This window comes from Vibrio sp. KUL70 (assembly GCF_059725515.1).
The window spans coordinates 635955-656938 of record NZ_AP045834.1; the positions used below are offsets into that span (position 1 = coordinate 635955).

Here is a 20984-nt window from a genome sequence, read left to right on the forward strand (position 1 = left end):
CTGCATAGCAGGTCTTGGTTTTCGATTTCAAAAGGTTTTTGGTGAGAGTAGTAGGATAAATTTCACATAGAGTGGGTTGTAAGATTGAGCGTAAACGATAAGAAAAATGGCTCTCGACAACCGACTATAATATTTAGAAGTTCTACTTTATGGACACAGAACAAGATACACAAACGCCGCAAGCGGCAGCTCCTGTACTGGAAGCCGGTACTATCCTTAAAAATCGACGTGAGTCGCTAGGATTAACCCAACAACAAGTCTCTTCTCGCTTAAAGCTACGTGTTAGTTTGATTCAGCAGATTGAAGACAACCAATTTGACACCGACCAAGTCGCCACATTTATGCGTGGTTATGTTCGCTCGTACGCCAAGTACGTCAATCTAGATGAGAAAGTCGTGCTTGAGGCTTTGGAACACTCTGGTGATGTTCAGCATCAAGAACAAGAGATGATGAGCTTCTCGCGTAAAACCAAAACAGAGAAACACAACAGTCGTATTATGTTGCTAACTTGGAGCATTTTCGCGGTTATTGCTGGTATATCTTCACTTTGGTGGTGGCAGAATCAGCAGCAAGATACCCTCTCTCAATCCACTGTTACTGAAGAGAGTGCGGAAGAGGTTGTGGCTGACGAGCTCAATGACGACTCACTGACTACTTCTCTCGATCTGATTGAAGCTGAAGCACCAGCCGTTGAAGCGTCTCAAAATGTAGAGAGTGAAGCGACGATCGAAACCAGTGTCGCTGCAGATGCGATGGAAGCTGATATCACTTCTGAAGTCGGCGCATCAACGGAACCTGCAACTGCTACAGAGACGGAAGTTACTGAGACAGGCGTTGTCGCACCTGAAGCTGTGTCTAATGAGTTAGTCATGCAATTTAGCTCTGACTGCTGGATTCAAGTGAAAGATGCGACAGGCAGAACGTTGTCGACCGGCATTAAAAAAGCAGGTCAATCACTCAATTTGTCAGGTGAAACCCCGTATAAAGTCGTTATTGGTGCTCCAGAAGCTGTCTCAATGACATTTGCGAGTGAACCTGTCGACCTTTCTGGGTATACTTCAGGCAAAGTAGCTAGAATAACCTTACCTTAGAGTTAATATGCAACACGAATCTCCTATTATTCGTCGCAAGTCGACCCGTATTTATGTGGGCGACGTGCCGATCGGTGATGGTGCACCAATTGCTGTGCAATCCATGACTAATACTCGAACAACAGACGTTGCGGCGACTGTTGCTCAAATTAAATCGCTAGAAAATGTTGGCGCTGACATTGTACGTGTCTCTGTTCCGACGATGGATGCAGCAGAAGCGTTCAAGCAGATCAAACAGCAAGTTTCAGTCCCTTTGGTTGCAGACATTCATTTCGACTACCGTATCGCACTGAAAGTGGCGGAGTACGGCGTTGACTGTTTACGTATTAACCCAGGCAATATCGGTAATGAGAGCCGTATTCGCTCTGTAGTTGACTGTGCTCGCGATAAAAATATTCCGATTCGTATTGGTGTTAACGGTGGTTCTCTAGAGAAAGATATTCAAGAGAAATACACAGAGCCAACGGCAGAAGCATTAGTTGAGTCTGCAATGCGCCATGTCGATATTCTTGATCGTCTTAACTTTGATCAATTTAAGGTCAGTGTTAAAGCATCAGACGTATTCCTAGCGGTAGGTTCATACCGTCTATTAGCACAGAAGATCGACCAGCCTCTACACTTAGGTATCACTGAAGCTGGTGGTGCACGCGCAGGCGCGGTTAAGTCATCGGTTGGCTTAGGTATGCTTCTGTCAGAAGGTATCGGTGATACGCTGCGTATCTCTCTAGCTGCAGACCCAGTTGAAGAGATCAAAGTTGGCTTTGATATTCTTAAGTCTTTGCGTATTCGCTCGCGCGGTATCAACTTTATCGCTTGTCCAAGCTGCTCTCGCCAAGAGTTTGATGTTATTAATACGGTTAATGCATTAGAAGAGCGTTTGGAAGACGTAATTACACCAATGGATGTGTCGATCATCGGTTGTGTGGTAAACGGCCCTGGTGAAGCGGAAGTATCGCATTTAGGCCTTGCGGGTAGTGCGCGTAAGAGTGCGTTCTACGAAGACGGTAAGCGTCAGAAAGAGCGTTTCGACAACAACGACCTTGTCGATCAGCTAGAAGCGAAGATCAGAGCAAAAGCGTCTATGATGGATAAATCCAATCGCATTGACCTTAAGAACCTAGAAGATTAATACAACACGATAAGGTGAAGCGTTTAGGCACACCTTGTCGTGAAAAATGACGGAAAAAATTGTGGCTAAAAATATTCAAGCAATCCGAGGCATGAACGATTGCCTTCCAACTCAATCACCACTGTGGCAGAAAGTAGAAAACGCGGTAAAAAGCGTGGTAAGCGCATACGGCTACAACGAAGTACGTATGCCTATCGTTGAAGAGACGAACCTATTTAGCCGTGCTGTTGGTGAAGAGACTGACGTAGTTTCAAAAGAGATGTACACCTTTGAAGATCGAAATGGTGACAGCCTAACTCTACGCCCTGAAGGTACAGCGGGTTGTGTTCGTTCTTGCATCCAAAACAGCCTTATCAACCGTGATGAGCAGCGTCTATGGTACATGGGCCCAATGTTCCGTCACGAGCGTCCTCAAAAAGGTCGTTACCGTCAATTCCACCAATGTGGTGTGGAAGTGTTTGGTCTAGATGGTCCAGATGTTGACGCAGAACTTATCATGATGACGGCGCGTCTATGGCGTGAGCTAGGTATCGACAAGCACGTGCGTCTAGAGCTGAACTCAATCGGCTCGACTGAAGACCGTGCAAACTACCGTACAGCGCTTGTGGCTTTCCTAGAGCAACACATCGACGTGTTGGATGAAGATTGTAAGCGTCGTATGCACACAAACCCACTGCGTGTTCTAGATACGAAGAACCCAGACGTACAAGCGATTCTTGGTGATGCACCTCGCCTTTCTGAATATTTAGGTGAAGAGTCTCAGCAACATTTTGCAGGTTTGTGTGAACTTCTTGATGCGGTAGGTATCGAATACCAAGTTAACGAGCGTCTAGTACGTGGCCTTGACTACTACAACCGCACTGTATTTGAGTGGATCACTGACAGCCTAGGTGCACAAGGCACTGTATGTGGCGGTGGTCGTTACGACGGTCTAGTTGAGCAACTAGGCGGTAAAGCAACTAATGCAGTTGGTTTTGCAATGGGTCTAGAGCGTCTTGTTCTAATGATGGAGACTCTAGAGCTAACAGAAGTGCGTCGCAGTGTTGACGTATACATGGTTGCAGCAGGTGAAGGCACCATGATTGCGGGCATGCAACTGGCGAATGAATTGCGCGACAACATTGCAGGCGTTCGCGTAATGAACCACTTCGGTGGTGGTAGCTTTAAGAAACAGTTCAAACGTGCTGACAAAGTGGGCGCTGTAGTAGCACTGGTACTGGGTGAAAACGAAGTAGCAGACAACACGGTGGTATTAAAAGATCTGGTTGGTGGTGAACAAGAAGTTGTTGCCCAAGCAGAAGTTGCTGCAAAAGTAGCGGCGCTAATCTAACTCGCCCACAGAGCAATCAAACGCTCAATATGAATATTCAACGCCAGCTGCTTGCTGGCGTTTAAAAGAATCAAAGAGGACAGGAAGTGGAACTTTACGATAGCGAAGAGCAACAAGTTGAAGCCATCAAAGACTGGTGGAAAGAGAACGGCAAAGCTGTGATCTTTGGTGCTGTGATTGGTTTAGGTGGTCTGTTTGGCTGGCGCTATTACCAAGACTCAGTGACCCAGGCTCGTGAAGCAGCTTCTGAAAGCTACACCACAGCGATTTCTGCACTGGATGCAAAAGGCCTAGATGCACAAGCGGATATTCAAGCTTTCATCGATAGCAACAAAGACGCCGAGTACTCTGTACTTGCGGCAATGCAACTGGCAAAAGCACAAGTAGAAGCGGGTGATCTAGCAGCAGCGCTTGAGCAGCTTGAGTGGGCACAGTCAGCGACAAAAGACGCGGCATTAGCACCTTTGCTAGGCTACCGTGTAGCTCGTGTAAAAGCAGAGCAGGGCGAGTTTGACGCAGCGCTTAGCGAACTAGCGGCGATCACTGATGAATCTTGGAAAGGTCGTGTTGCTGAACTGCGTGGTGATATCTCACTGCGTAAAGGCGACAGCGATGCTGCATATGCGGCATATACTGAGGCACAACAAGCGGTTGACGCTAGCCAAACGCTTCAAATCAAACTTGACGACTTAGCTAAATAAGGCGCTTTGAATGAAGAAGATGTTTCCCAAAGCGACACTGTGTGCGATAGCTCTAGGGCTACTTGCTGGCTGTGCGGGTGAAGAAGACACCGTTATCATGGCACCAGTGCCAACTGTAACGAGTGAATTTACACCATCCCAAGAGTGGTCTACTTCAGTGGGTGATGGCGTTGGTCATTACTTCTCAAAGCTCACGCCTGAATACGCATACGACAAAGTATTTGTGGCTAGCCGCGATGGCATGATCAAAGCGCTTGATCCAGAAACGGGTAAAGAGATCTGGAGAAACGATCTAGAGAAAGACGTGATTGCGCGTATCTCTGGTGGTTTGACAGCAGGCTACGGTAAGGTTTTCGTAGGTTCTGAAAATGGCGAGATGATCGCGGTTGATGAAGAGACCGGGGAAGAGCTATGGCGTGTTTCTGTTAATGGTGAAGTATTAGCGGCACCTGCAACAGAGAACAACATGGTTCTGGTTCACACTAGCCGTGGCATGATGGTAGCGCTTGACCAAGCAACAGGTGAGGAAAAGTGGACCATCAGTACCGAAGTTCCTAGCTTAACTCTGCGTGGTGACAGTGCACCTGTGACAGTCTCTGGCGGTGTGTTCTGGGGAACGGCAAATGGTCGATTGGCTGCTGCTATCGTTGACCGTGGCCAGCTTATTTGGCAACAACCAGTAGGTACACCAAAAGGCGCGACTGAAATCGACCGTCTTGTCGATGTTGACTCTTCTCCAGTTGTCCTAGGTGGCACGCTCTATACTGTCGGCATTAATGGTCAATTGATTGCGATTGACCTACGTTCAGGTAAACCAGTGTGGAAGCGTAATTACTCTTCTGCTATTGACTTAGCGAGCGATGGCAGCCGTCTGTTTGTTGTGACAGATAACGATCATTTAGCTGCGGTTGATGCGCGCAGTGGTACAGAGATCTGGAGTACATCTCTACTTGAAAACCGCTTACTGACAGCACCTGCTATCATTAACGGATACGTTGTAGTAGGTGATACAGAAGGCTACTTACACTGGCTAGACCGCGCGACAGGAGACTTTGTGGCACAGCAGTTAGTGGATGACAGTGGTTTCGCTGTAGCACCGATTGAGCTAGCTGGCGGCTACCTTGTCGTTACTCGCAACGGCGATGTAAAGAAACTGACGATTAGCCAATAAAAGCGTGATATAATTCACAGTCGGCTCCTGGTTGGTAACAGCCAGGAGCCGTTTTGTTGTTGTAAAATTAATAAAGCGTGTGGTTATAGGTAAGAGTTTAAACTTGCGAACAAGTGTTTACCTATAACTACATTAAGAAAAGAAATTGTAGAGGTTGTTATGGTACCTGTTGTTGCTCTAGTAGGGCGTCCGAACGTAGGTAAGTCTACGTTGTTTAACCGATTGACTCGAACTCGCGATGCATTGGTTGCGGATTTTCCTGGCTTAACGCGTGACCGTAAATATGGCCAAGCTCAGCTTGGTGAACATGAATTTATTGTAATCGACACTGGCGGTATCGACGGTACTGAAGAAGGTGTTGAAACAAAAATGGCAGAACAATCATTGGCGGCGATCGACGAAGCTGATGTAGTACTGTTCATGGTAGATGGCCGTGCTGGTCTAACACCGTCTGATATTGCTATCGCGAAGCACCTTCGTCAGTTAGAAAAGCCTTCAATGCTAGTAGTAAACAAGGTTGATGGTATCGACCCTGATGCAGCAAGTGCAGACTTCTGGCAACTTGGCGTTGAAGACATGTACCAAATTGCTGCGGCTCACGGTCGTGGTGTAACGGCACTGATCGACCTAGCACTTAACCCATTTGCTGAAGCGCTAAAAGCAGAAGCAGGTGAAGTGAGCGATCTGACTGAGTTTGAAGATGAAGAAGCTGAGCAAGTTGATTTCACTGAAGAAGAAGCGGAAGCAGAATTCCAGCGTCTTCAAGATCAACCAATTAAGCTCGCGATCATTGGCCGTCCAAACGTAGGTAAATCAACGCTAACTAACCGTATCCTAGGTGAAGAGCGTGTGGTTGTTTACGATATGCCGGGCACAACGCGTGACTCTATCTACATCCCAATGAGCCGTGATGAGCGTGAATACGTTCTGATTGATACAGCGGGTGTACGTCGTCGTAAGAACATCAACGAAACGGTTGAGAAGTTCTCGGTTGTTAAAACGCTGAAGGCAGTTGAAGACGCTAACGTTGTTCTACTTGTTATCGATGCTCGCGAAAACATCTCTGACCAAGACTTGAGCCTGCTAGGTTTCGCTTTGAATGCTGGTCGTTCAATTGTGATCGCAGTAAACAAGTGGGATGGTCTGGATAATGACGTGAAAGAGCGCGTAAAGAAAGAGCTAGACCGCCGTCTTGGTTTCGTTGACTTTGCACGTATCCACTTCATCTCTGCACTTCACGGCACAGGTGTTGGTCACTTGTTCGAGTCTGTTCAAGAAGCTTACAAGTCAGCGACGACCCGTGTAGGTACATCGGTACTAACACGTATCATGAAGATGGCAACCGATGATCACCAACCGCCAATGGTTCGTGGCCGTCGTGTGAAGCTTAAATACGCGCACGCGGGTGGTTACAACCCACCAATCGTGGTTATCCACGGTAACCAAGTTCGTGAGCTACCAGACTCGTACAAACGTTACTTGATGAACTACTACCGCCGTTCTTTAGAGATCATGGGTACACCAATTCGTATTCAGTTCCAGAACAGTGAGAACCCGTTTGAAGGTAAGACTAACAAGCTAACTGTCTCTCAAGAGCGTAAACGTAAGCGCATGATGAGCATGATGAAAGGCCGTAAGTAACCTTTATAACTGATTTGATACCCGAGCCGAGCTCGGGTATTTTTTTAAGCAAAATTCATTAGAACTAAAGAACATGACTACACCGATTCAAATTCATCCAACTATCACTCAGTTTTGTCACCAAACTTGGAGCCTAACCGCTACTGCGCAATACATAGAGCAGCAAGCTGAGAAAACTTACCTTGTTGTTAATAAAACCCCATTTCACCCAGTTAGCCATATTTGGCCTGATCACCCTGCAGACCGCGGCTACATTGTCGCTAATCAACAGCAGATAGAGGTAGAAGACTGTCTAGTTGGAGCGATAGAACAATCGACTGGAAAACTCTTCGTTGCAGAAGATATTCCTGTTAAGCGAGATACAGAGGGTTGGGTGTTTGTTGTGGTGCATCAACTACCGACTTCTTCAGAGGCTATTGAAGTTGGTCAAGCTGTCGAGCTTCACGTTGACCAAGACTATCAAGATAGCCTTAGCCGTGGACACAGTGCCGGACACATCGCATATCTTGCTTTAAACCAAGTGCTTGCAGAGCAATATTGGCGTAAAGATGCAGACAGGAAAGATCCATTGGGCCACTATGATTTCAATAGCTATGCTCAAGTGACCAGCTTTGTAACCCCTGATTTATGTACCGATAAATACCGTTTGGGCAAAACTCTCAAGAAACGTGGTCTTAATGTTGCGGATATGCTCGAAAATCTTTCTGCAATTGAAATCGCAGTCAATCAAACGATCGCCGATTGGTTGGAGCAAAAAAGCTCAGTTGCAATGAAATTGGATGGTGAGTGTTTGACAGATTCCCGTTACTGGCAATGGCAGAAAAATGAAAGTACTTTAATTTCAATTCCTTGTGGTGGAACTCACATCAATAGTACAGCTGAGCTTGGCGGTTTGACAGTAAAATTGACCAAACTCGATGACCAACACATTGAAATGCAGACGCATGTAAATCAAAGATAATTGGTTTTAGATCGATTGATGATGTTCTGTTTAAGTGACGGTTTTTAAGTTTGCATGGATTATTACTCTGTTTAAAATCCAAATGCAGCACATGTAACTTATGCTTTCGGTGTGTGGTGATATAAATATTCTTTTTAGGGTAGATCGCTGATCAAAATAGATAAAGCAAAAGATCAAGCTTTGATCTTCGTGATATACCCTGCATAGTATTTTGATATCGAACCGATAATGACAAGAACATGTATCAAATCAAGCAATCGAAAATACACTAAGCGTAGAGTTAACTCTAGTTGATGATTTAGGAATGCGATATGAGTGAAAATACCTGCCCTCAGTGCCAGTCTGAATTAGGTTGGGACGGGCAATACCACTGCGAAACCTGTGCAATGCACTTCACTAAAATTGGTTACTGCCCGGATTGCCAAAGCCAACTCGAGAAGCTTCAAGCATGCGGTTCTGCCAGTTATTTCTGCAATGATAAGTGCAATGAGCTTAAGTCTAAGTCGAGAGTCACATTTGAGTTTAAGCCGACGGCTTAGTTTTGGTGTAATTCGTCCATTTTGTTTGTCTCGTCCTGAAATACATTTCTATTTTTAAGCCCAGTTCTCAACGAGCTGGGCTTTTTCTTATCGTCATGTTTCATATTGGTTCATTTCTAAGACAACTGCACCACCATGAATCAGCTTACATAGTGCACCTTGCACCATAGTGGTCTCATATTAATTTAAGTCATTAAGAATCAATCGTTTAATTTATTTTTAACTTTGTAGATAGCTTGGCACTCTTCTTGTAGTTCTGTAACTGGATAATAAAAAACAATTATGGAGTAACAACTATGAACAAGGTGTTCAAATTATCGTTAGCTGCACTATGTACTTCACTCTCTTTCTCTTCTGCAAGCGTGTTGGCTGCGGAAGATACGATTAAGGTGGGGGTTCTACACTCTTTGTCGGGCACTATGGCGATCAGTGAAACTACGCTAAAAGACACGGTTCTGATGCTAATAGATGAACAGAACAAGAAAGGTGGTCTACTGGGTAAAAAGCTTGAACCTGTCGTAGTGGATCCTGCATCAAACTGGCCGCTATTTGCTGAAAAAGCCCGTGAATTGATTGAAAAAGAGCAAGTCGATGTGGTGTTTGGTGGTTGGACATCGGTTTCTCGTAAATCCATGTTGCCAGTGTTTGAAGAGCTCAACAGTATTCTTTTTTACCCAGTTCAATATGAAGGTGAAGAATCTTCGAAAAACGTTTTCTATACGGGTGCTGCGCCAAACCAACAAGCGATCCCAGCAGTGGATTACTTGATGGAGGAGCTTGAAGTGAAGCGCTGGGTACTTGCGGGGACAGATTACGTTTATCCGCGTACAACCAATAAGATCCTCGAAGCTTACCTAAAAGAGAAAGGTGTCGCGCAAGAAGACATCATGATCAACTACACACCGTTTGGTCACTCTGATTGGCAGTCTATTGTTTCTGATATTAAGAAGTTTGGCGATGCAGGTAAAAAGACAGCCGTAGTCTCAACGGTTAATGGCGATGCGAATGTTCCATTCTATAAAGAGTTGGGCGCACAAGGTATCTCATCTGAAGACATTCCTGTGATTGCCTTCTCGGTGGGTGAAGAAGAGCTATCGGGCATGGATACTGAGCCATTGGTTGGTCACCTTGCTGCTTGGAACTACTTCATGAGTGTCGATACCGAAGCCAACGAAGAGTTTGTCGAGACATGGCAAGCATTCATTAAGAACGAAAAACGCGTGACTAATGATCCAATGGAAGCGCACTACGTCGGCTTCAACATGTGGGCTCAAGCTGTGACCAATGCGGGCACAACCGATGCAGAAGCGGTGCAAGATGCATTGATTGGTGTTTCGGTTCCTAACCTATCAGGTGGTTACTCAACCATGCTACCTAACCACCATATCACCAAACCAGTATTGATCGGTGAGATCCAAGAAGACGGCCAGTTTGAAGTTGTGTGGGAAACTACCGGTCTTGTGGCAGGGGATGCGTGGTCAAGCTACTTACCGGAATCAGCCAAACTTTACTCTAGTTGGTCGAAGCCATTCTCATGTGGTGCTTTCAATGTAGAAACGAAGAAGTGTTCAGGTAGCAATTAAGCACACCTAAATACGTGCGCTCTTGGCATTTCAGTCAACTTCGCCGAGGGCGCCTTCGTGAGTGCATCCAAATGTTGATGCGTCCAAATCAGGATGATTTTCCAAGCAGCAATAAGTTTCCAAGGAACTATAACAATAAGCTGCGTAAACGTGGCTTGAATAAAAATGTGCTTGGTGGGTTAAGGAACAATAAATGAAAAACGTATTAAACGTGTTTAAGGCACTGCTGCTTTTTGCAGTGAGTGCGCAGTTTGCGTGGGCCGATGTGTCCGACAGCGCAAGTTTTACCAAGGCGCTAATTGGTAAAAAAACGTCAGAGAAAGAGTCAGCTATTGAATGGATAATTGCTTCGCAACCGGAAGGCGTCGCACTACCACTCTTGAACAGTTGGCTTGACGGCACGCTCTACTATGTGAATGACAGAAAGAGCGACCACTACAAACAGCTGTATTTGATTGAAGGGATTAAAACAGCCACTCAGGCGCAATCTGCTTGGAGTGAAGAGACTCTGGCGATTGAGTCGACCAAGCAATTCAAAAAGGTTCGCGTAAACAACAAACTGCGTGGAATCCTACGTATCGAAATCGCCTCAATGGGACTTAATAGCGAAGATTCAGAGGTTCGCTATCAATCGGTCAACAACCTTCTTGGTACTAAAGATCGCGCCATCATAGAGCGCATCAGGCTAATGCAGCCTAGCGAAGAGAATGATCGTGTCGCTGATTTAATGACATTGCTATTGGCGGTACATACTTCGCAAGATAACCAAACCAATGCAGCGTCGCGTATCGAGGCTATCGAAACCTTGGGTGATTTTAAGCAATCTGTGGTGCTTAAAACGCTTAATACACTGCTTAGCAAAGAGAGTGAACCGGCAATCATTGATGCGGTTGAGCGCGCACTCGATCAATATCAGCAGAGCCAAGCTTTCTACTCAGGCGTTGAAACTGTCTTCTTTGGTTTGAGTATGGGTTCAGTATTGGTACTAGCCGGTATTGGCTTAGCGATTACGTTTGGTGTCATGGGCGTGATTAATATGGCTCACGGCGAGCTGATCATGATAGGCGCTTACACGACCTATGTTCTGCAACTGCTGATGCCAAACCATATTGGTACTGCGTTGCTATTGTCGATTCCGGTTGCTTTCATCGTTTCTGGGTTAGTTGGCATTGTTATCGAACGTTCTGTTATTCGTCACCTTTACGGTCGTCCACTCGAAACGCTGCTTGCGACATTTGGTATCAGCTTGATCTTACAACAAGCGGTTCGCAGTATCTTCTCACCACTTAACCGCTCTGTGAGTACACCAGAATGGATGGCAGGTGCGCTTGAGCTCAACCCAATGTTGTCACTGACCTATAACCGACTCTATATCATTTTGTTCTGTGCTTTGGTGTTTATGGCACTGCTTATGGTTCTGAAGAAAACGCCACTTGGCTTGCAGGTACGTGCTGTATCTCAAAACCGTGCAATGGCTCGTGCAATGGGGATTCGATCTGAGCGTGTAGATGCTATGACCTTCGGTTTAGGTTCAGGTGTCGCAGGCGTTGCGGGTGTGGCTCTTTCTCAATTGACCAATGTTGGCCCGAACATGGGACAAGCCTACATCATCGACTCATTCATGGTAGTGGTGTTTGGCGGTGTTGGTAACCTATGGGGCACTTTAGTTGCAGGTTTGAGTCTGGGTCTGTTTAACAAGGTTTTAGAGCCTTGGGCTGGCGCGGTTCTCGCCAAGATCTTAGTACTGGTTTTCATCATTCTATTTATTCAAAAACGACCACGCGGGCTATTCCCACAGCGTGGGCGCGCGGCTGAAGGTTAAGGAGAACATTATGCAGTCGAAATCTTTTGTTCTCTCAGCCTTGAGAGGTGATAAGGGCGGTCAGTTGACCATACTCGTGCTTCTTGCTGCGGTGATATTGGTACCTATGGCCAATACGCTGCTGCCAAGTGGACACCCACTTCATGTTGAGACCTTTACCATCTCTTTGATGGGTAAGTATTTGAGCTATGCAATGCTAGCTTTAGCGCTGGATTTAGTCTGGGGTTACTTAGGTATTCTCAGCCTTGGGCACGGGGCATTCTTTGCTCTTGGTGGTTATGCGATGGGCATGTACCTGATGCGTCAGATCGGTGACCGTGGGGTTTATGGTGATCCTATCTTACCTGACTTCATGGTGTTCCTTGATTGGTCTGCGTTGCCATGGTTCTGGCAGGGCTTTGATCAGTTTTGGTTTGCTTGCTTGATGGTTCTATTAGTGCCGGGCGCATTAGCCTATTTGTTCGGTTATCTGGCATTTCGTTCGCGCGTGTCTGGTGTTTATCTCTCTATCATGACGCAGGCGCTGACCTACGCGCTGATGCTGGCGTTTTTCCGCAATGAGATGGGCTTTGGCGGTAACAATGGCCTGACTGATTTTAAAGACATTATAGGATACAGCCTGCAGAGCGACGCGACCAAAATCGGCCTATTCGTCTGCACGGGCTTGGCGTTGATTGTTAGCTACATCGTTTGTCGTATGGTGGTAACAAGCCGCTTAGGTCGTGTTGCACTGGCTATTCGCGATACTGAGTCACGCACTCGCTTCATGGGGTATGACGTTGATGGCATCAAGTTGTGGGTATTTGTGCTATCGGCGGTTATCGCGGGTATTGCAGGTGCTCTGTATGTGCCTCAAGTCGGCATCATCAACCCAGGTGAATTTGCGCCGCTTAACTCGATTGAAGTGGTGGTGTGGGTTGCTTTGGGCGGTCGAGCGACTCTGTTTGGTGCGATTGTCGGTGCGCTCATTATCAATTATGCCAAAAGTTGGTTCACGGTCGAATTCCCAGAGGTATGGCTATTCGCTTTAGGTGGCCTGTTTGTCCTATCGACCATGTACTTCCCACAAGGTGTGATTGGCTTTATCAGCGATAAGTGGCAGCAGCTGCGCAAGAAAACCAGCGCGTCGAAGCCTGACTCTTCCAATAGTGATTCATCGAACAATACGCCTTCTAACCCTAATTCAGACAATACGGGTAGCTCATCAATCAAGCCGAAGGAGGTGACAGCATGAGTACATTGAACTCTCTAAAGGACTCGGTGAGTGCACTGACACGTCGCGATCAAGTTTTTGATTATCTTAAACCAGATGTGCACCCTGCGATTGATACTCGTCACAATATTTTGTTGTATGTGGAGGGGGTGAATAAAAGCTTCGATGGTTTCAAGGCGATCAATGACCTGAACCTGTATATCAAGGAAGGGGAACTGCGCTGCATCATAGGTCCGAATGGAGCGGGTAAAACCACCATGATGGATATCATCACTGGTAAAACCAAACCCGATACTGGAGAAGTATGGCTTGGCTCTAACATCAATCTTTTGAAGATGAATGAAGCCGAGATTGCCAACGCGGGCATTGGGCGTAAATTCCAAAAGCCAACGGTGATTGAGTGCCTGACTGTGTGGCAAAACTTAGAGCTAGCAATGTCTGGCGTGCGCTCAGTGTGGGGAACCTTCACCGCGGTGATGAAGGGTGAACAGAAAGATAAGCTGCTCTCTGTACTTGAACTGATTCACTTGCATGAAGAAGCAGCGAACCTCGCTGGGAATCTATCTCATGGTCAGAAGCAGTGGTTGGAAATCGGCATGCTGCTGATGCAAAACCCTAAGTTGTTGCTGGTGGATGAGCCCGTGGCAGGCATGACTCATCAGGAGATGGACAGAACCTCAGAGCTACTTAACTCTCTTGCAGGTAAGCATTCAGTGGTGGTGGTTGAACACGACATGGATTTTGTGCGTTCGATTGCCAGCCACGTGACGGTACTTCACCAAGGTCATGTTCTGGCGGAAGGCACCATGGATCAAGTGCAAGCACACCCACAAGTTAAACAGGTTTATCTGGGAGAGTAAGATGTTACAAGTGAAATCCGTTAATCAGTATTACGGTGAGAGCCACACCTTGTGGGATTTAGATATGCATATTCCAGAAGGCAAGTGCACCGTACTTATGGGGCGCAATGGCGTCGGTAAAACCACCTTGTTACAGTGCATTATGGGGTTGGTCAAAGTTGAAAGTGGCGATATCTCGCTCTCTGGAGAATCTCTGTTGAAGTCTGATGCGGAAGAGCGACCAAGACAAGGCATTGGTTATGTACCGCAAGGGCGTCAAATCTTTCCCATGCTCACGGTTCAAGAGAACCTAGAGGTTGGACTGCCCATCCGTGCCAAAGGCGATCGCAAGATCCCAGAGTTTATCTTCGATCTATTTCCGGTATTGAAAGAGATGCTACATCGTCGCGGAGGCGATCTGTCTGGTGGTCAACAGCAGCAGCTGGCGATCGGCAGAGCCTTGGTAGTCAATCCAAAGTTACTGATTCTGGATGAGCCGACCGAGGGGATCCAGCCGAATATTGTTCAGGAAATTGGCGACATTATCCGCATGCTTAACGAAAAAATGGGGCTAACGGTATTGCTGGTTGAGCAGAAGCTGCCGTTTGCTCGCAAGGTGGGAGACCGCTTTTGCATTCTTGACCGAGGCCGACAAGTAGCAGAAGGCGAAATGGAAGGTCTCGATGAAAAATTGATAAAGGAGTATCTCACGGTATGAGCGATGTACTTAACGCGATCTTGGAAGACGCGCAGCCACTTGGGAAGGCAATTGCAGAGGATGTGAGAGACGGCTGGCAAGCCAATTTGAATCTTACCTTTGCAGACCGTGGAGACAAAACCGTACTCAAACATCGTTATCAGCTGGGGCCTCTTGCAGTGCAAAGACCTCTGTATCCTGATGGCAAAACCTGTCACAGCTACCTGCTGCATCCACCGGGTGGTGTTGTGGGTGGAGATAGCTTAAATATTGATATATCAGTAGAAAGTGGAGCGCACACTCTGATCACAACACCGGGTGCCACCAAGTTCTATCGTTCTAACGCAAAGTACGCCAAGCAAAAACAGATGCTGCACGTTGCTAAAGATGCGCGCCTTGAGTGGATGCCACAAGAGAACATCTTTTTTCCCGATGCGCACGTCCGTTTAGACACTGAAATCTATCTTGAAAAAGGTGCACAGTTTTGGGGTTGGGAGATGCACTGTTTTGGTCGGCCTGCACAAAATGAGGGATTTGAGCAAGGACACCTGGTCGGGGAAACTGAAATCTACTTAGATAACAAGAAATTGCTTACCGAAGGTTTTAATTTTCATGGTGGTGATAAGTTAATGATAAATATGGGGTTATTAAACTATCCGATGATGGGGACCTTCTATATTACTGCGGATGAGCCACAAGATTTAGAGTTGGTACAGAGCTTGCTCTTATCTATTACACAGCAAGCTTCACTGCAACCTGTTCATTTTGGTTCATCGAGTAAGTCCTCATTAATTATGGGCGCGACACAAATTGAAGGGTTGATTGTGATCCGAGCTTTAGGTCATTGGAGTGAAGACATACTCCAAGCCTTTGGACAGATATGGCAAGCAACGCGCTCACACCTTTGTGGTTCCACCCCAGATTTACCAAGGATTTGGGCGACTTAGCGACCTGCCCATTTTTGTACCGAGGGTAGACTTCCAGCCCTCGGTACTTTTTTTCGCTTGCTGTGTGAAAAATTCACTTAGTTCAGAAGGAAAACGGGCTAAGTATCTAGACGATAAGTAGCTAGACGAACAGCGAGCAAATAAATGGAATTAACACCAAGAGAAAAAGACAAACTCCTCATCTTCTGCGCAGGTATGCTCGCGCAGCAGAGAAAAGACAAAGGCTTAAAACTTAACTACCCAGAGTCCATCGCACTGATCAGTAGCGCCATTCTCGAAGGTGCGAGAGAAGGAAAAACCGTCTCCGAGCTAATGGATTTTGGACGTACTCTTCTCACCGTCGATGATGTGATGGAAGGCATTCCCTCCATGATCCCCGACGTGCAAGTCGAGGCCACCTTTCCTGATGGCACCAAGTTGGTGACCGTTCACGAACCGATTGTGTAAGGAGAGTTCAATGGCCAGTTCCAACTCAAACTACAGAGGGTTTGTACCCGGAAAAATAGAGACAGCACCCGGCAGTATTACCTTGAATGAAGGGCGAGATACTGTCTCTGTGAAGGTCAACAACATTGGTGACCGTCCGGTTCAAATAGGCTCTCACTATCACTTCTATGAAGCGAACCCTTCTCTGATTTTCGAGCGAGAATTAACTAAGGGCTATCGCCTGAACATCCCTGCTGGCACTGCAACCCGTTTTGAACCGGGCCAGTCGCGTACTGTTGAGCTGGTGAGCTATGCAGGTGCAAGGGAAGTGTACGGCTTCCAAGGAAAAGTGATGGGCAAGCTTTAACGCTCAACAGTACCCGAAGCAGATAACCGTCAAAGAGACAAAATAACAAAGGATTGATAATGGCGACGATATCCCGACAGGCATATGCCGAGATGTTTGGGCCAACAATCGGCGACCGCGTGCGTCTTGCAGATACCGATTTATGGCTAGAAGTAGAAAAGGATTACACCGTTTACGGTGACGAAGTGAAGTTTGGTGGCGGCAAAGTGATTCGTGATGGCATGGGACAGAGCCAGCGAGTGAGCGCAGAAACGCCAGATCTCGTGATAACCAATGCCGTCGTGCTCGATTATTGGGGCATCGTAAAAGCCGATGTTGCGATTAAAGATGGCCGCATTCAGGCGCTCGGTAAAGCGGGCAACCCAGACGTTCAGCCAGGCGTTGATATCGTGATAGGCCCAGGCACCGAAATCTTAGCCGGTGAGGGCGCAATCCTGACGGCTGGTGGCATTGATTCACACATTCACTTTATCTGCCCGCAGCAGATTGAAGAGGCGTTGGCGTCTGGTGTCACAACCATGATTGGTGGTGGTACTGGCCCTAATACCGGTACCAATGCTACGACCTGTACGCCGGGGCCGTGGAACATGCACCGTATGTTGGAAGCCTTAGACGAATATCCAATGAACTTTGGCTTACTCGGTAAGGGTAATGCCAGCCAACCAGAAGCACTACGAGAGCAAGTGGCTGCGGGTGCGGTGGGCTTAAAGCTGCATGAAGATTGGGGAACCACGCCAGCATCCATTGATACTTGCTTAAGTGTTGCTGATGAGATGGATGTACAAGTTGCGATTCATACTGACACCTTGAACGAATCAGGCTTTGTGGAATCGACACTCGGTGCAATTGGTGATCGCGTGATTCATACCTACCACACTGAAGGAGCAGGTGGCGGTCATGCGCCTGATATCATTCGCGCTGCTGGCGAACCAAATGTATTGCCGTCATCAACCAACCCAACAAGGCCTTACACCGTTAATACCGTTGATGAGCATTTAGATATGCTGATGGTGTGTCACCATCTTTCACCGTCGATTGCTGAAGATGTCGCGTTTGCTGAGTCTCGTATCCGCCGTGAAACCATCGCTGCTGAAGACATTCTGCACGATCTCGGTGCGTTCTCGATGATTGCATCGGATTCACAAGCAATGGGTCGTGTCGGCGAGGTAGTCACTCGTACTTGGCAAACCGCGCACAAGATGAAAGTTCAGCGTGGCAGTCTAGAGGAGGATTCAGACTACAGCGATAACTTCCGTCTGCGCCGCTACATTGCAAAGTACACGATTAACCCTGCCATCACTCACGGCATGGCGCATGAAATCGGTTCGATTGAAGAAGGTAAGTTGGCGGATCTTGTTTTATGGAAACCGGCTTTCTTTGGTGTCAAACCAAGCGTGATTCTAAAGGGCGGTATGATCGCGATGGCTCCGATGGGCGACCCTAATGCCTCTATCCCAACGCCACAGCCTGTGCACTACCGCTCTATGTTTGGTAGCTCGGGCAAGGCAAGTCAAAACACCTCAATGCTGTTTGTTTCTAAAGAAGCCAAGGCGCAAAACATTGATAAGCAGCTTGGGCTGAAGAGCCTGATTGGTGTGGTGAGTAACTGCCGAAATATCAGCAAAGCAGATATGAAGCTCAACGATTGGATGCCAAAGATCGAAGTCGATTCACAAACCTATCAAGTACGAGCTGATGGTCAGCTGCTTGAGTGTGAGCCGGCCAAAGAGCTGCCGATGGCACAGCGTTACTTTTTGTTTTAAAGAGAAGTTGTTTTAAAGAAAAGTTGTTTTAAACAAAAGCTGTTTTGAGAAGAGCTGCTTCAGAGAACAGCGGTTTCAGAGAAGAATGGTTTTACGAAAAATTATTTTAGATAGCTCTTGATTTGAACACTCTTGTTTTAAGAGCTCGTATTTTAATTCTACGCCTTATTCAAGGTTATGAATCTCATATGGAGGTTGAGGTAATAACATGATTGAACTAACTCAAATTCAAGCAGAGCAGAGCACGACTCCCGATGGCTTTTTGCGCCTACCGATCGACAGTCGTATTAAAAGCCGTCTTAAAGTGACGCTCGATGATGGTCGTGACGCTGGTTTGTTTCTTCCTCGCGGACACATTCTACGTGGAGGCGAACAGCTCACCAGTGAGTGTGGCCTAACGGTCGAAGTTAAAGCAGCACCGGAAACCGTCTCTACGGTGTATTGCGATGATGCGCACCTGCTGACGCGCGTGGCTTATCACTTAGGTAACCGACATGTTCCCCTGCAAGTGGAAGCTGGCTGGGTTCGCTATCAGCACGACCATGTACTGGATGAAATGGTCGAGGGTTTAGGTGCAACAGTAACCACTGAAAAACAACCTTTTGAACCAGAAGGTGGGGCTTATGGTGGACGCTCTGGCGGTCATCACCACCATCACTAATACATCTATTCCTAGATACAACCACGATTTAAATAACAATAAAGCAAGGATTTCGCGATGAACTTTAAATACGCTACTGGCTTAACGACACTAACAATCGCTTCGCTAACAACACCAACATTGGCTTTCGCTCACCCTGGCCATGATCACGGCTCTCACTCATTTTTCTCTGGTCTAACGCACCCTGTTACCGGCGTCGACCATCTCATTATGCTGGTGGCATTCGGCATGTTGATTGGTGCGCTCTCTTATTCCAACAAGATTAAATCCGCTCTAGTCGGTGGCGGTCTTGTCTCTCTTATGGCGGGTCTATTGGTCGGTCAGGCAATGGGCTTCTCTGTCGTGGTTGAGCCTGCGATTATCGCTTCTCTGTTTGTCGTAAGCCTATGTCTATGGCATGTGTTTTCACCTTCAACAACTAAGGTCAACAGCGTACTGGCTGTTTCAATTGGTTTCCTATTCTTCCATGGTTACGCCCACGGCGTTGAAGCTGCGTCTGGTCTTGCACAGTTCGCGGCAGGCATGGGCGTAAGTGCTTTAGGGTTGATGGGCGTTGGTTATGTTGCAGGCAAGGCGCTGTATTCAAAATGGGCATCTTTGGGTGTGGCTTCGCTAAGCGCGCTGTTTTTAATGGCGGCTTAAATTGCCTCTAGGGAGATAAGCATGCAAGCAACAGCGAATGTCGCGAGCTATCGCCTATTTCAATTAATTAGCCCTTCATTGCCCATCGGTGGCTTCACCTACTCTCAGGGGCTGGAGTATGCCGTGGAAGCGGGTTGGGTGACCAACCGCGCTACGATGGAGCAGTGGCTGAATTACATGGCCAACTCAAGCGTCGCCACTCTAGAGCTGCCAATTATTGACCGACTCTATCTGGCACTAGAACAAGGCGAGCTCGATCAGATTGAGTACTGGTGTGATTTTTTGTACGCAAGTCGTGAAACTAGCGAGCTGCGCGCTGAGGAGAAACAGCGTGGGCTGGCGTTGTTTACTCTGCTTAAGCGGTTGGAGATTGATGTCTCTGTCATGGATTCAATCCAATCGTACCCAAATCAACTGTTGGGATTCTGTATAGCAGCAAGGCATTGGAAAATCAGTTTAGAGGATTTAAAGCAAGGCTACCTGTGGAGTTGGTTAGAGAACTTGGTCACTGCAGGTGTGAAGCTGGTACCACTTGGTCAAACCGATGGCCAGCTAGCACTACTGAATGTCACAGAGCGATTTCCTGAAGTGATCAATCAGGCGCGAAAAATTGAAGAGTGGATGATTGGCAGTTTCACGCCGTCGCTCTCGATTGCCAGCTCACTGCATGAAACACAATACACAAGACTATTTCGTTCATAGCGCAACGATGTAGTGAAAAGAATATAAGGAATAAGACTATGGAAAGTTATAAGCAACCGCTTCGAATCGGTATTGGTGGGCCAGTAGGCTCTGGTAAAACGGCACTGCTTGAGGTGCTGTGTAAGGCGATTCGTGACAAGCTGAATATCGCGGTCGTGACCAACGATATCTATACACAGGAAGATGCAAAAATCCTCACGCGAGCTGAAGCTTTAGAACCTGACCGTATCATCGGTGTGGAGACGGGCGGCTGCCCACACACTGCGATTCGTGAAGATGCGTCGATGAACCTTGCAGCCGTTGAAGAGCTGGCTAAGTTGCACAAAAATCTTGATGTGGTGTTTGTTGAAAGTGGTGGCGATAACCTGAGTGCGACGTTCAGTCCAGAGCTTGCTGATCTGACTATCTATGTAATTGATGTAGCGGAAGGGGAGAAGATCCCACGCAAGGGGGGTCCGGGTATTACACGTTCGGATCTGCTGGTGATCAACAAGATTGATTTGGCACCCTATGTTGGCGCGTCGCTAGAAGTGATGGAGCAAGATACGCAACGTATGCGTCCAACTAAGCCGTTTGTGTTTACCAATCTTAAAGAGAGTAAAGGGTTAGACACCATTATCGATTTCATTGTGACCGAAGGAATGCTTACGCTTAAAGAGCCCGAGAAAACAAGTTAGTCATTCGCAGCTTCTGATAATTCCCCCATAAGCAAAGCCCTATCAAATTTGATAGGGCTTTCTAATTGAGTGCGGCTAAGTT

Annotated in this window: 21 protein-coding genes; all 21 read left to right on the forward strand. The window is 47.0% G+C overall.

The window, feature by feature from the left end:
• Positions 1–149: 149 nt before the first annotated feature.
• The 21 genes from rodZ to ureG all read left to right on the forward strand — a co-directional run bounded on the left by rodZ (position 150) and on the right by ureG (position 20902).
• Positions 150–1091, forward strand: a complete 942-nt coding sequence (gene rodZ / locus AC6I7V_RS02820) for a cytoskeleton protein RodZ (protein WP_498011286.1) — start codon at positions 150–152, stop codon at positions 1089–1091.
• Between the two features lie 7 nt (positions 1092–1098).
• Positions 1099–2220, forward strand: a complete 1122-nt coding sequence (gene ispG / locus AC6I7V_RS02825; RefSeq protein WP_498011287.1) for a flavodoxin-dependent (E)-4-hydroxy-3-methylbut-2-enyl-diphosphate synthase — start codon at positions 1099–1101, stop codon at positions 2218–2220.
• Positions 2221–2281: 61 nt separating this feature from the next.
• Positions 2282–3550 carry a histidine--tRNA ligase gene (gene hisS / locus AC6I7V_RS02830; protein WP_255231375.1) on the forward strand — a complete coding sequence of 423 codons (1269 nt, stop codon included), beginning with the start codon at positions 2282–2284 and terminating at the stop codon, positions 3548–3550.
• A gap of 86 nt (positions 3551–3636) precedes the next feature.
• Positions 3637–4251 (forward strand): YfgM family protein, encoded by a 615-nt coding sequence (locus tag AC6I7V_RS02835; protein WP_255231374.1) that lies wholly within the window; start codon positions 3637–3639, stop codon positions 4249–4251.
• Positions 4252–4261: 10 nt separating this feature from the next.
• On the forward strand, positions 4262–5422 hold the full coding sequence (bamB, locus tag AC6I7V_RS02840; RefSeq protein ID WP_255231373.1) for an outer membrane protein assembly factor BamB: 1161 nt from the start codon (positions 4262–4264) through the stop codon (positions 5420–5422).
• A gap of 159 nt (positions 5423–5581) precedes the next feature.
• Positions 5582–7063: a ribosome biogenesis GTPase Der gene (gene der, locus AC6I7V_RS02845; RefSeq protein WP_032551321.1), complete on the forward strand. Its 1482-nt coding sequence runs from the start codon at positions 5582–5584 to the stop codon at positions 7061–7063.
• Between the two features lie 73 nt (positions 7064–7136).
• Positions 7137–8024 carry an alanyl-tRNA editing protein gene (locus tag AC6I7V_RS02850; RefSeq protein ID WP_498011288.1) on the forward strand — a complete coding sequence of 296 codons (888 nt, stop codon included), beginning with the start codon at positions 7137–7139 and terminating at the stop codon, positions 8022–8024.
• A 311-nt stretch (positions 8025–8335) separates the two neighbouring features.
• Positions 8336–8563, forward strand: coding sequence for a zinc ribbon domain-containing protein (locus AC6I7V_RS02855; RefSeq protein WP_255231370.1), 228 nt, complete (start codon positions 8336–8338; stop codon positions 8561–8563).
• A 296-nt stretch (positions 8564–8859) separates the two neighbouring features.
• A complete protein-coding gene (gene urtA / locus AC6I7V_RS02860) occupies positions 8860–10146 on the forward strand; it encodes an urea ABC transporter substrate-binding protein (RefSeq protein WP_498011289.1) in 1287 nt (428 codons plus the stop codon).
• A gap of 193 nt (positions 10147–10339) precedes the next feature.
• Positions 10340–11968 carry an urea ABC transporter permease subunit UrtB gene (gene urtB, locus AC6I7V_RS02865; RefSeq protein WP_498011290.1) on the forward strand — a complete coding sequence of 543 codons (1629 nt, stop codon included), beginning with the start codon at positions 10340–10342 and terminating at the stop codon, positions 11966–11968.
• Positions 11969–11978: 10 nt separating this feature from the next.
• Positions 11979–13202, forward strand: coding sequence for an urea ABC transporter permease subunit UrtC (gene urtC, locus AC6I7V_RS02870; protein WP_498011291.1), 1224 nt, complete (start codon positions 11979–11981; stop codon positions 13200–13202).
• Positions 13199–14041, forward strand: coding sequence for an urea ABC transporter ATP-binding protein UrtD (urtD, locus tag AC6I7V_RS02875; RefSeq protein ID WP_372065885.1), 843 nt, complete (start codon positions 13199–13201; stop codon positions 14039–14041). Before urtC ends, urtD begins: the two co-directional genes overlap by 4 nt.
• Before the next feature lies 1 nt (position 14042).
• Complete coding sequence (gene urtE / locus AC6I7V_RS02880; protein WP_498011292.1) at positions 14043–14738, forward strand: urea ABC transporter ATP-binding subunit UrtE; 696 nt, start codon at positions 14043–14045, stop codon at positions 14736–14738.
• Positions 14735–15664, forward strand: a complete 930-nt coding sequence (locus AC6I7V_RS02885; protein ID WP_498011293.1) for an urease accessory protein UreD — start codon at positions 14735–14737, stop codon at positions 15662–15664. Before urtE ends, AC6I7V_RS02885 begins: the two co-directional genes overlap by 4 nt.
• Before the next feature lie 144 nt (positions 15665–15808).
• Entirely contained in the window at positions 15809–16111 is a 303-nt protein-coding gene (gene ureA, locus AC6I7V_RS02890) for an urease subunit gamma (protein WP_032551330.1), read from the forward strand.
• 10 nt (positions 16112–16121) lie between these two features.
• Entirely contained in the window at positions 16122–16457 is a 336-nt protein-coding gene (locus AC6I7V_RS02895; RefSeq protein WP_498011294.1) for an urease subunit beta, read from the forward strand.
• A gap of 59 nt (positions 16458–16516) precedes the next feature.
• The gene (ureC, locus tag AC6I7V_RS02900; protein ID WP_255231362.1) at positions 16517–18220 is read left to right on the forward strand and encodes an urease subunit alpha; all 1704 of its coding nucleotides are present in this window, start codon (positions 16517–16519) and stop codon (positions 18218–18220) included.
• A gap of 208 nt (positions 18221–18428) precedes the next feature.
• Entirely contained in the window at positions 18429–18881 is a 453-nt protein-coding gene (ureE, locus tag AC6I7V_RS02905) for an urease accessory protein UreE (RefSeq protein ID WP_498011295.1), read from the forward strand.
• A 57-nt stretch (positions 18882–18938) separates the two neighbouring features.
• Positions 18939–19523 (forward strand): HupE/UreJ family protein, encoded by a 585-nt coding sequence (locus tag AC6I7V_RS02910; RefSeq protein WP_390520382.1) that lies wholly within the window; start codon positions 18939–18941, stop codon positions 19521–19523.
• 21 nt (positions 19524–19544) lie between these two features.
• Positions 19545–20225 carry an urease accessory protein UreF gene (locus tag AC6I7V_RS02915; protein ID WP_498011296.1) on the forward strand — a complete coding sequence of 227 codons (681 nt, stop codon included), beginning with the start codon at positions 19545–19547 and terminating at the stop codon, positions 20223–20225.
• Positions 20226–20263: 38 nt separating this feature from the next.
• Entirely contained in the window at positions 20264–20902 is a 639-nt protein-coding gene (gene ureG, locus AC6I7V_RS02920; RefSeq protein ID WP_008222792.1) for an urease accessory protein UreG, read from the forward strand.
• The last annotated feature ends 82 nt before the right edge of the window (positions 20903–20984 follow it).

Coding starts and splice junctions, on each gene's coding strand:
- urtA (WP_498011289.1), top strand. CDS start 8,860: ATGAACAAGGTGTTCAAATTATCGTTAGCTGCACTATGTACTTCACTC.
- AC6I7V_RS02915 (WP_498011296.1), top strand. CDS start 19,545: ATGCAAGCAACAGCGAATGTCGCGAGCTATCGCCTATTTCAATTAATT.
- der (WP_032551321.1), top strand. CDS start 5,582: ATGGTACCTGTTGTTGCTCTAGTAGGGCGTCCGAACGTAGGTAAGTCT.
- ureG (WP_008222792.1), top strand. CDS start 20,264: ATGGAAAGTTATAAGCAACCGCTTCGAATCGGTATTGGTGGGCCAGTA.
- urtB (WP_498011290.1), top strand. CDS start 10,340: ATGAAAAACGTATTAAACGTGTTTAAGGCACTGCTGCTTTTTGCAGTG.
- ureA (WP_032551330.1), top strand. CDS start 15,809: ATGGAATTAACACCAAGAGAAAAAGACAAACTCCTCATCTTCTGCGCA.
- ureE (WP_498011295.1), top strand. CDS start 18,429: ATGATTGAACTAACTCAAATTCAAGCAGAGCAGAGCACGACTCCCGAT.
- ispG (WP_498011287.1), top strand. CDS start 1,099: ATGCAACACGAATCTCCTATTATTCGTCGCAAGTCGACCCGTATTTAT.
- urtD (WP_372065885.1), top strand. CDS start 13,199: ATGAGTACATTGAACTCTCTAAAGGACTCGGTGAGTGCACTGACACGT.
- ureC (WP_255231362.1), top strand. CDS start 16,517: ATGGCGACGATATCCCGACAGGCATATGCCGAGATGTTTGGGCCAACA.
- AC6I7V_RS02895 (WP_498011294.1), top strand. CDS start 16,122: ATGGCCAGTTCCAACTCAAACTACAGAGGGTTTGTACCCGGAAAAATA.
- AC6I7V_RS02910 (WP_390520382.1), top strand. CDS start 18,939: ATGAACTTTAAATACGCTACTGGCTTAACGACACTAACAATCGCTTCG.
- AC6I7V_RS02850 (WP_498011288.1), top strand. CDS start 7,137: ATGACTACACCGATTCAAATTCATCCAACTATCACTCAGTTTTGTCAC.
- urtE (WP_498011292.1), top strand. CDS start 14,043: ATGTTACAAGTGAAATCCGTTAATCAGTATTACGGTGAGAGCCACACC.
- bamB (WP_255231373.1), top strand. CDS start 4,262: ATGAAGAAGATGTTTCCCAAAGCGACACTGTGTGCGATAGCTCTAGGG.
- urtC (WP_498011291.1), top strand. CDS start 11,979: ATGCAGTCGAAATCTTTTGTTCTCTCAGCCTTGAGAGGTGATAAGGGC.
- rodZ (WP_498011286.1), top strand. CDS start 150: ATGGACACAGAACAAGATACACAAACGCCGCAAGCGGCAGCTCCTGTA.
- AC6I7V_RS02855 (WP_255231370.1), top strand. CDS start 8,336: ATGAGTGAAAATACCTGCCCTCAGTGCCAGTCTGAATTAGGTTGGGAC.
- AC6I7V_RS02885 (WP_498011293.1), top strand. CDS start 14,735: ATGAGCGATGTACTTAACGCGATCTTGGAAGACGCGCAGCCACTTGGG.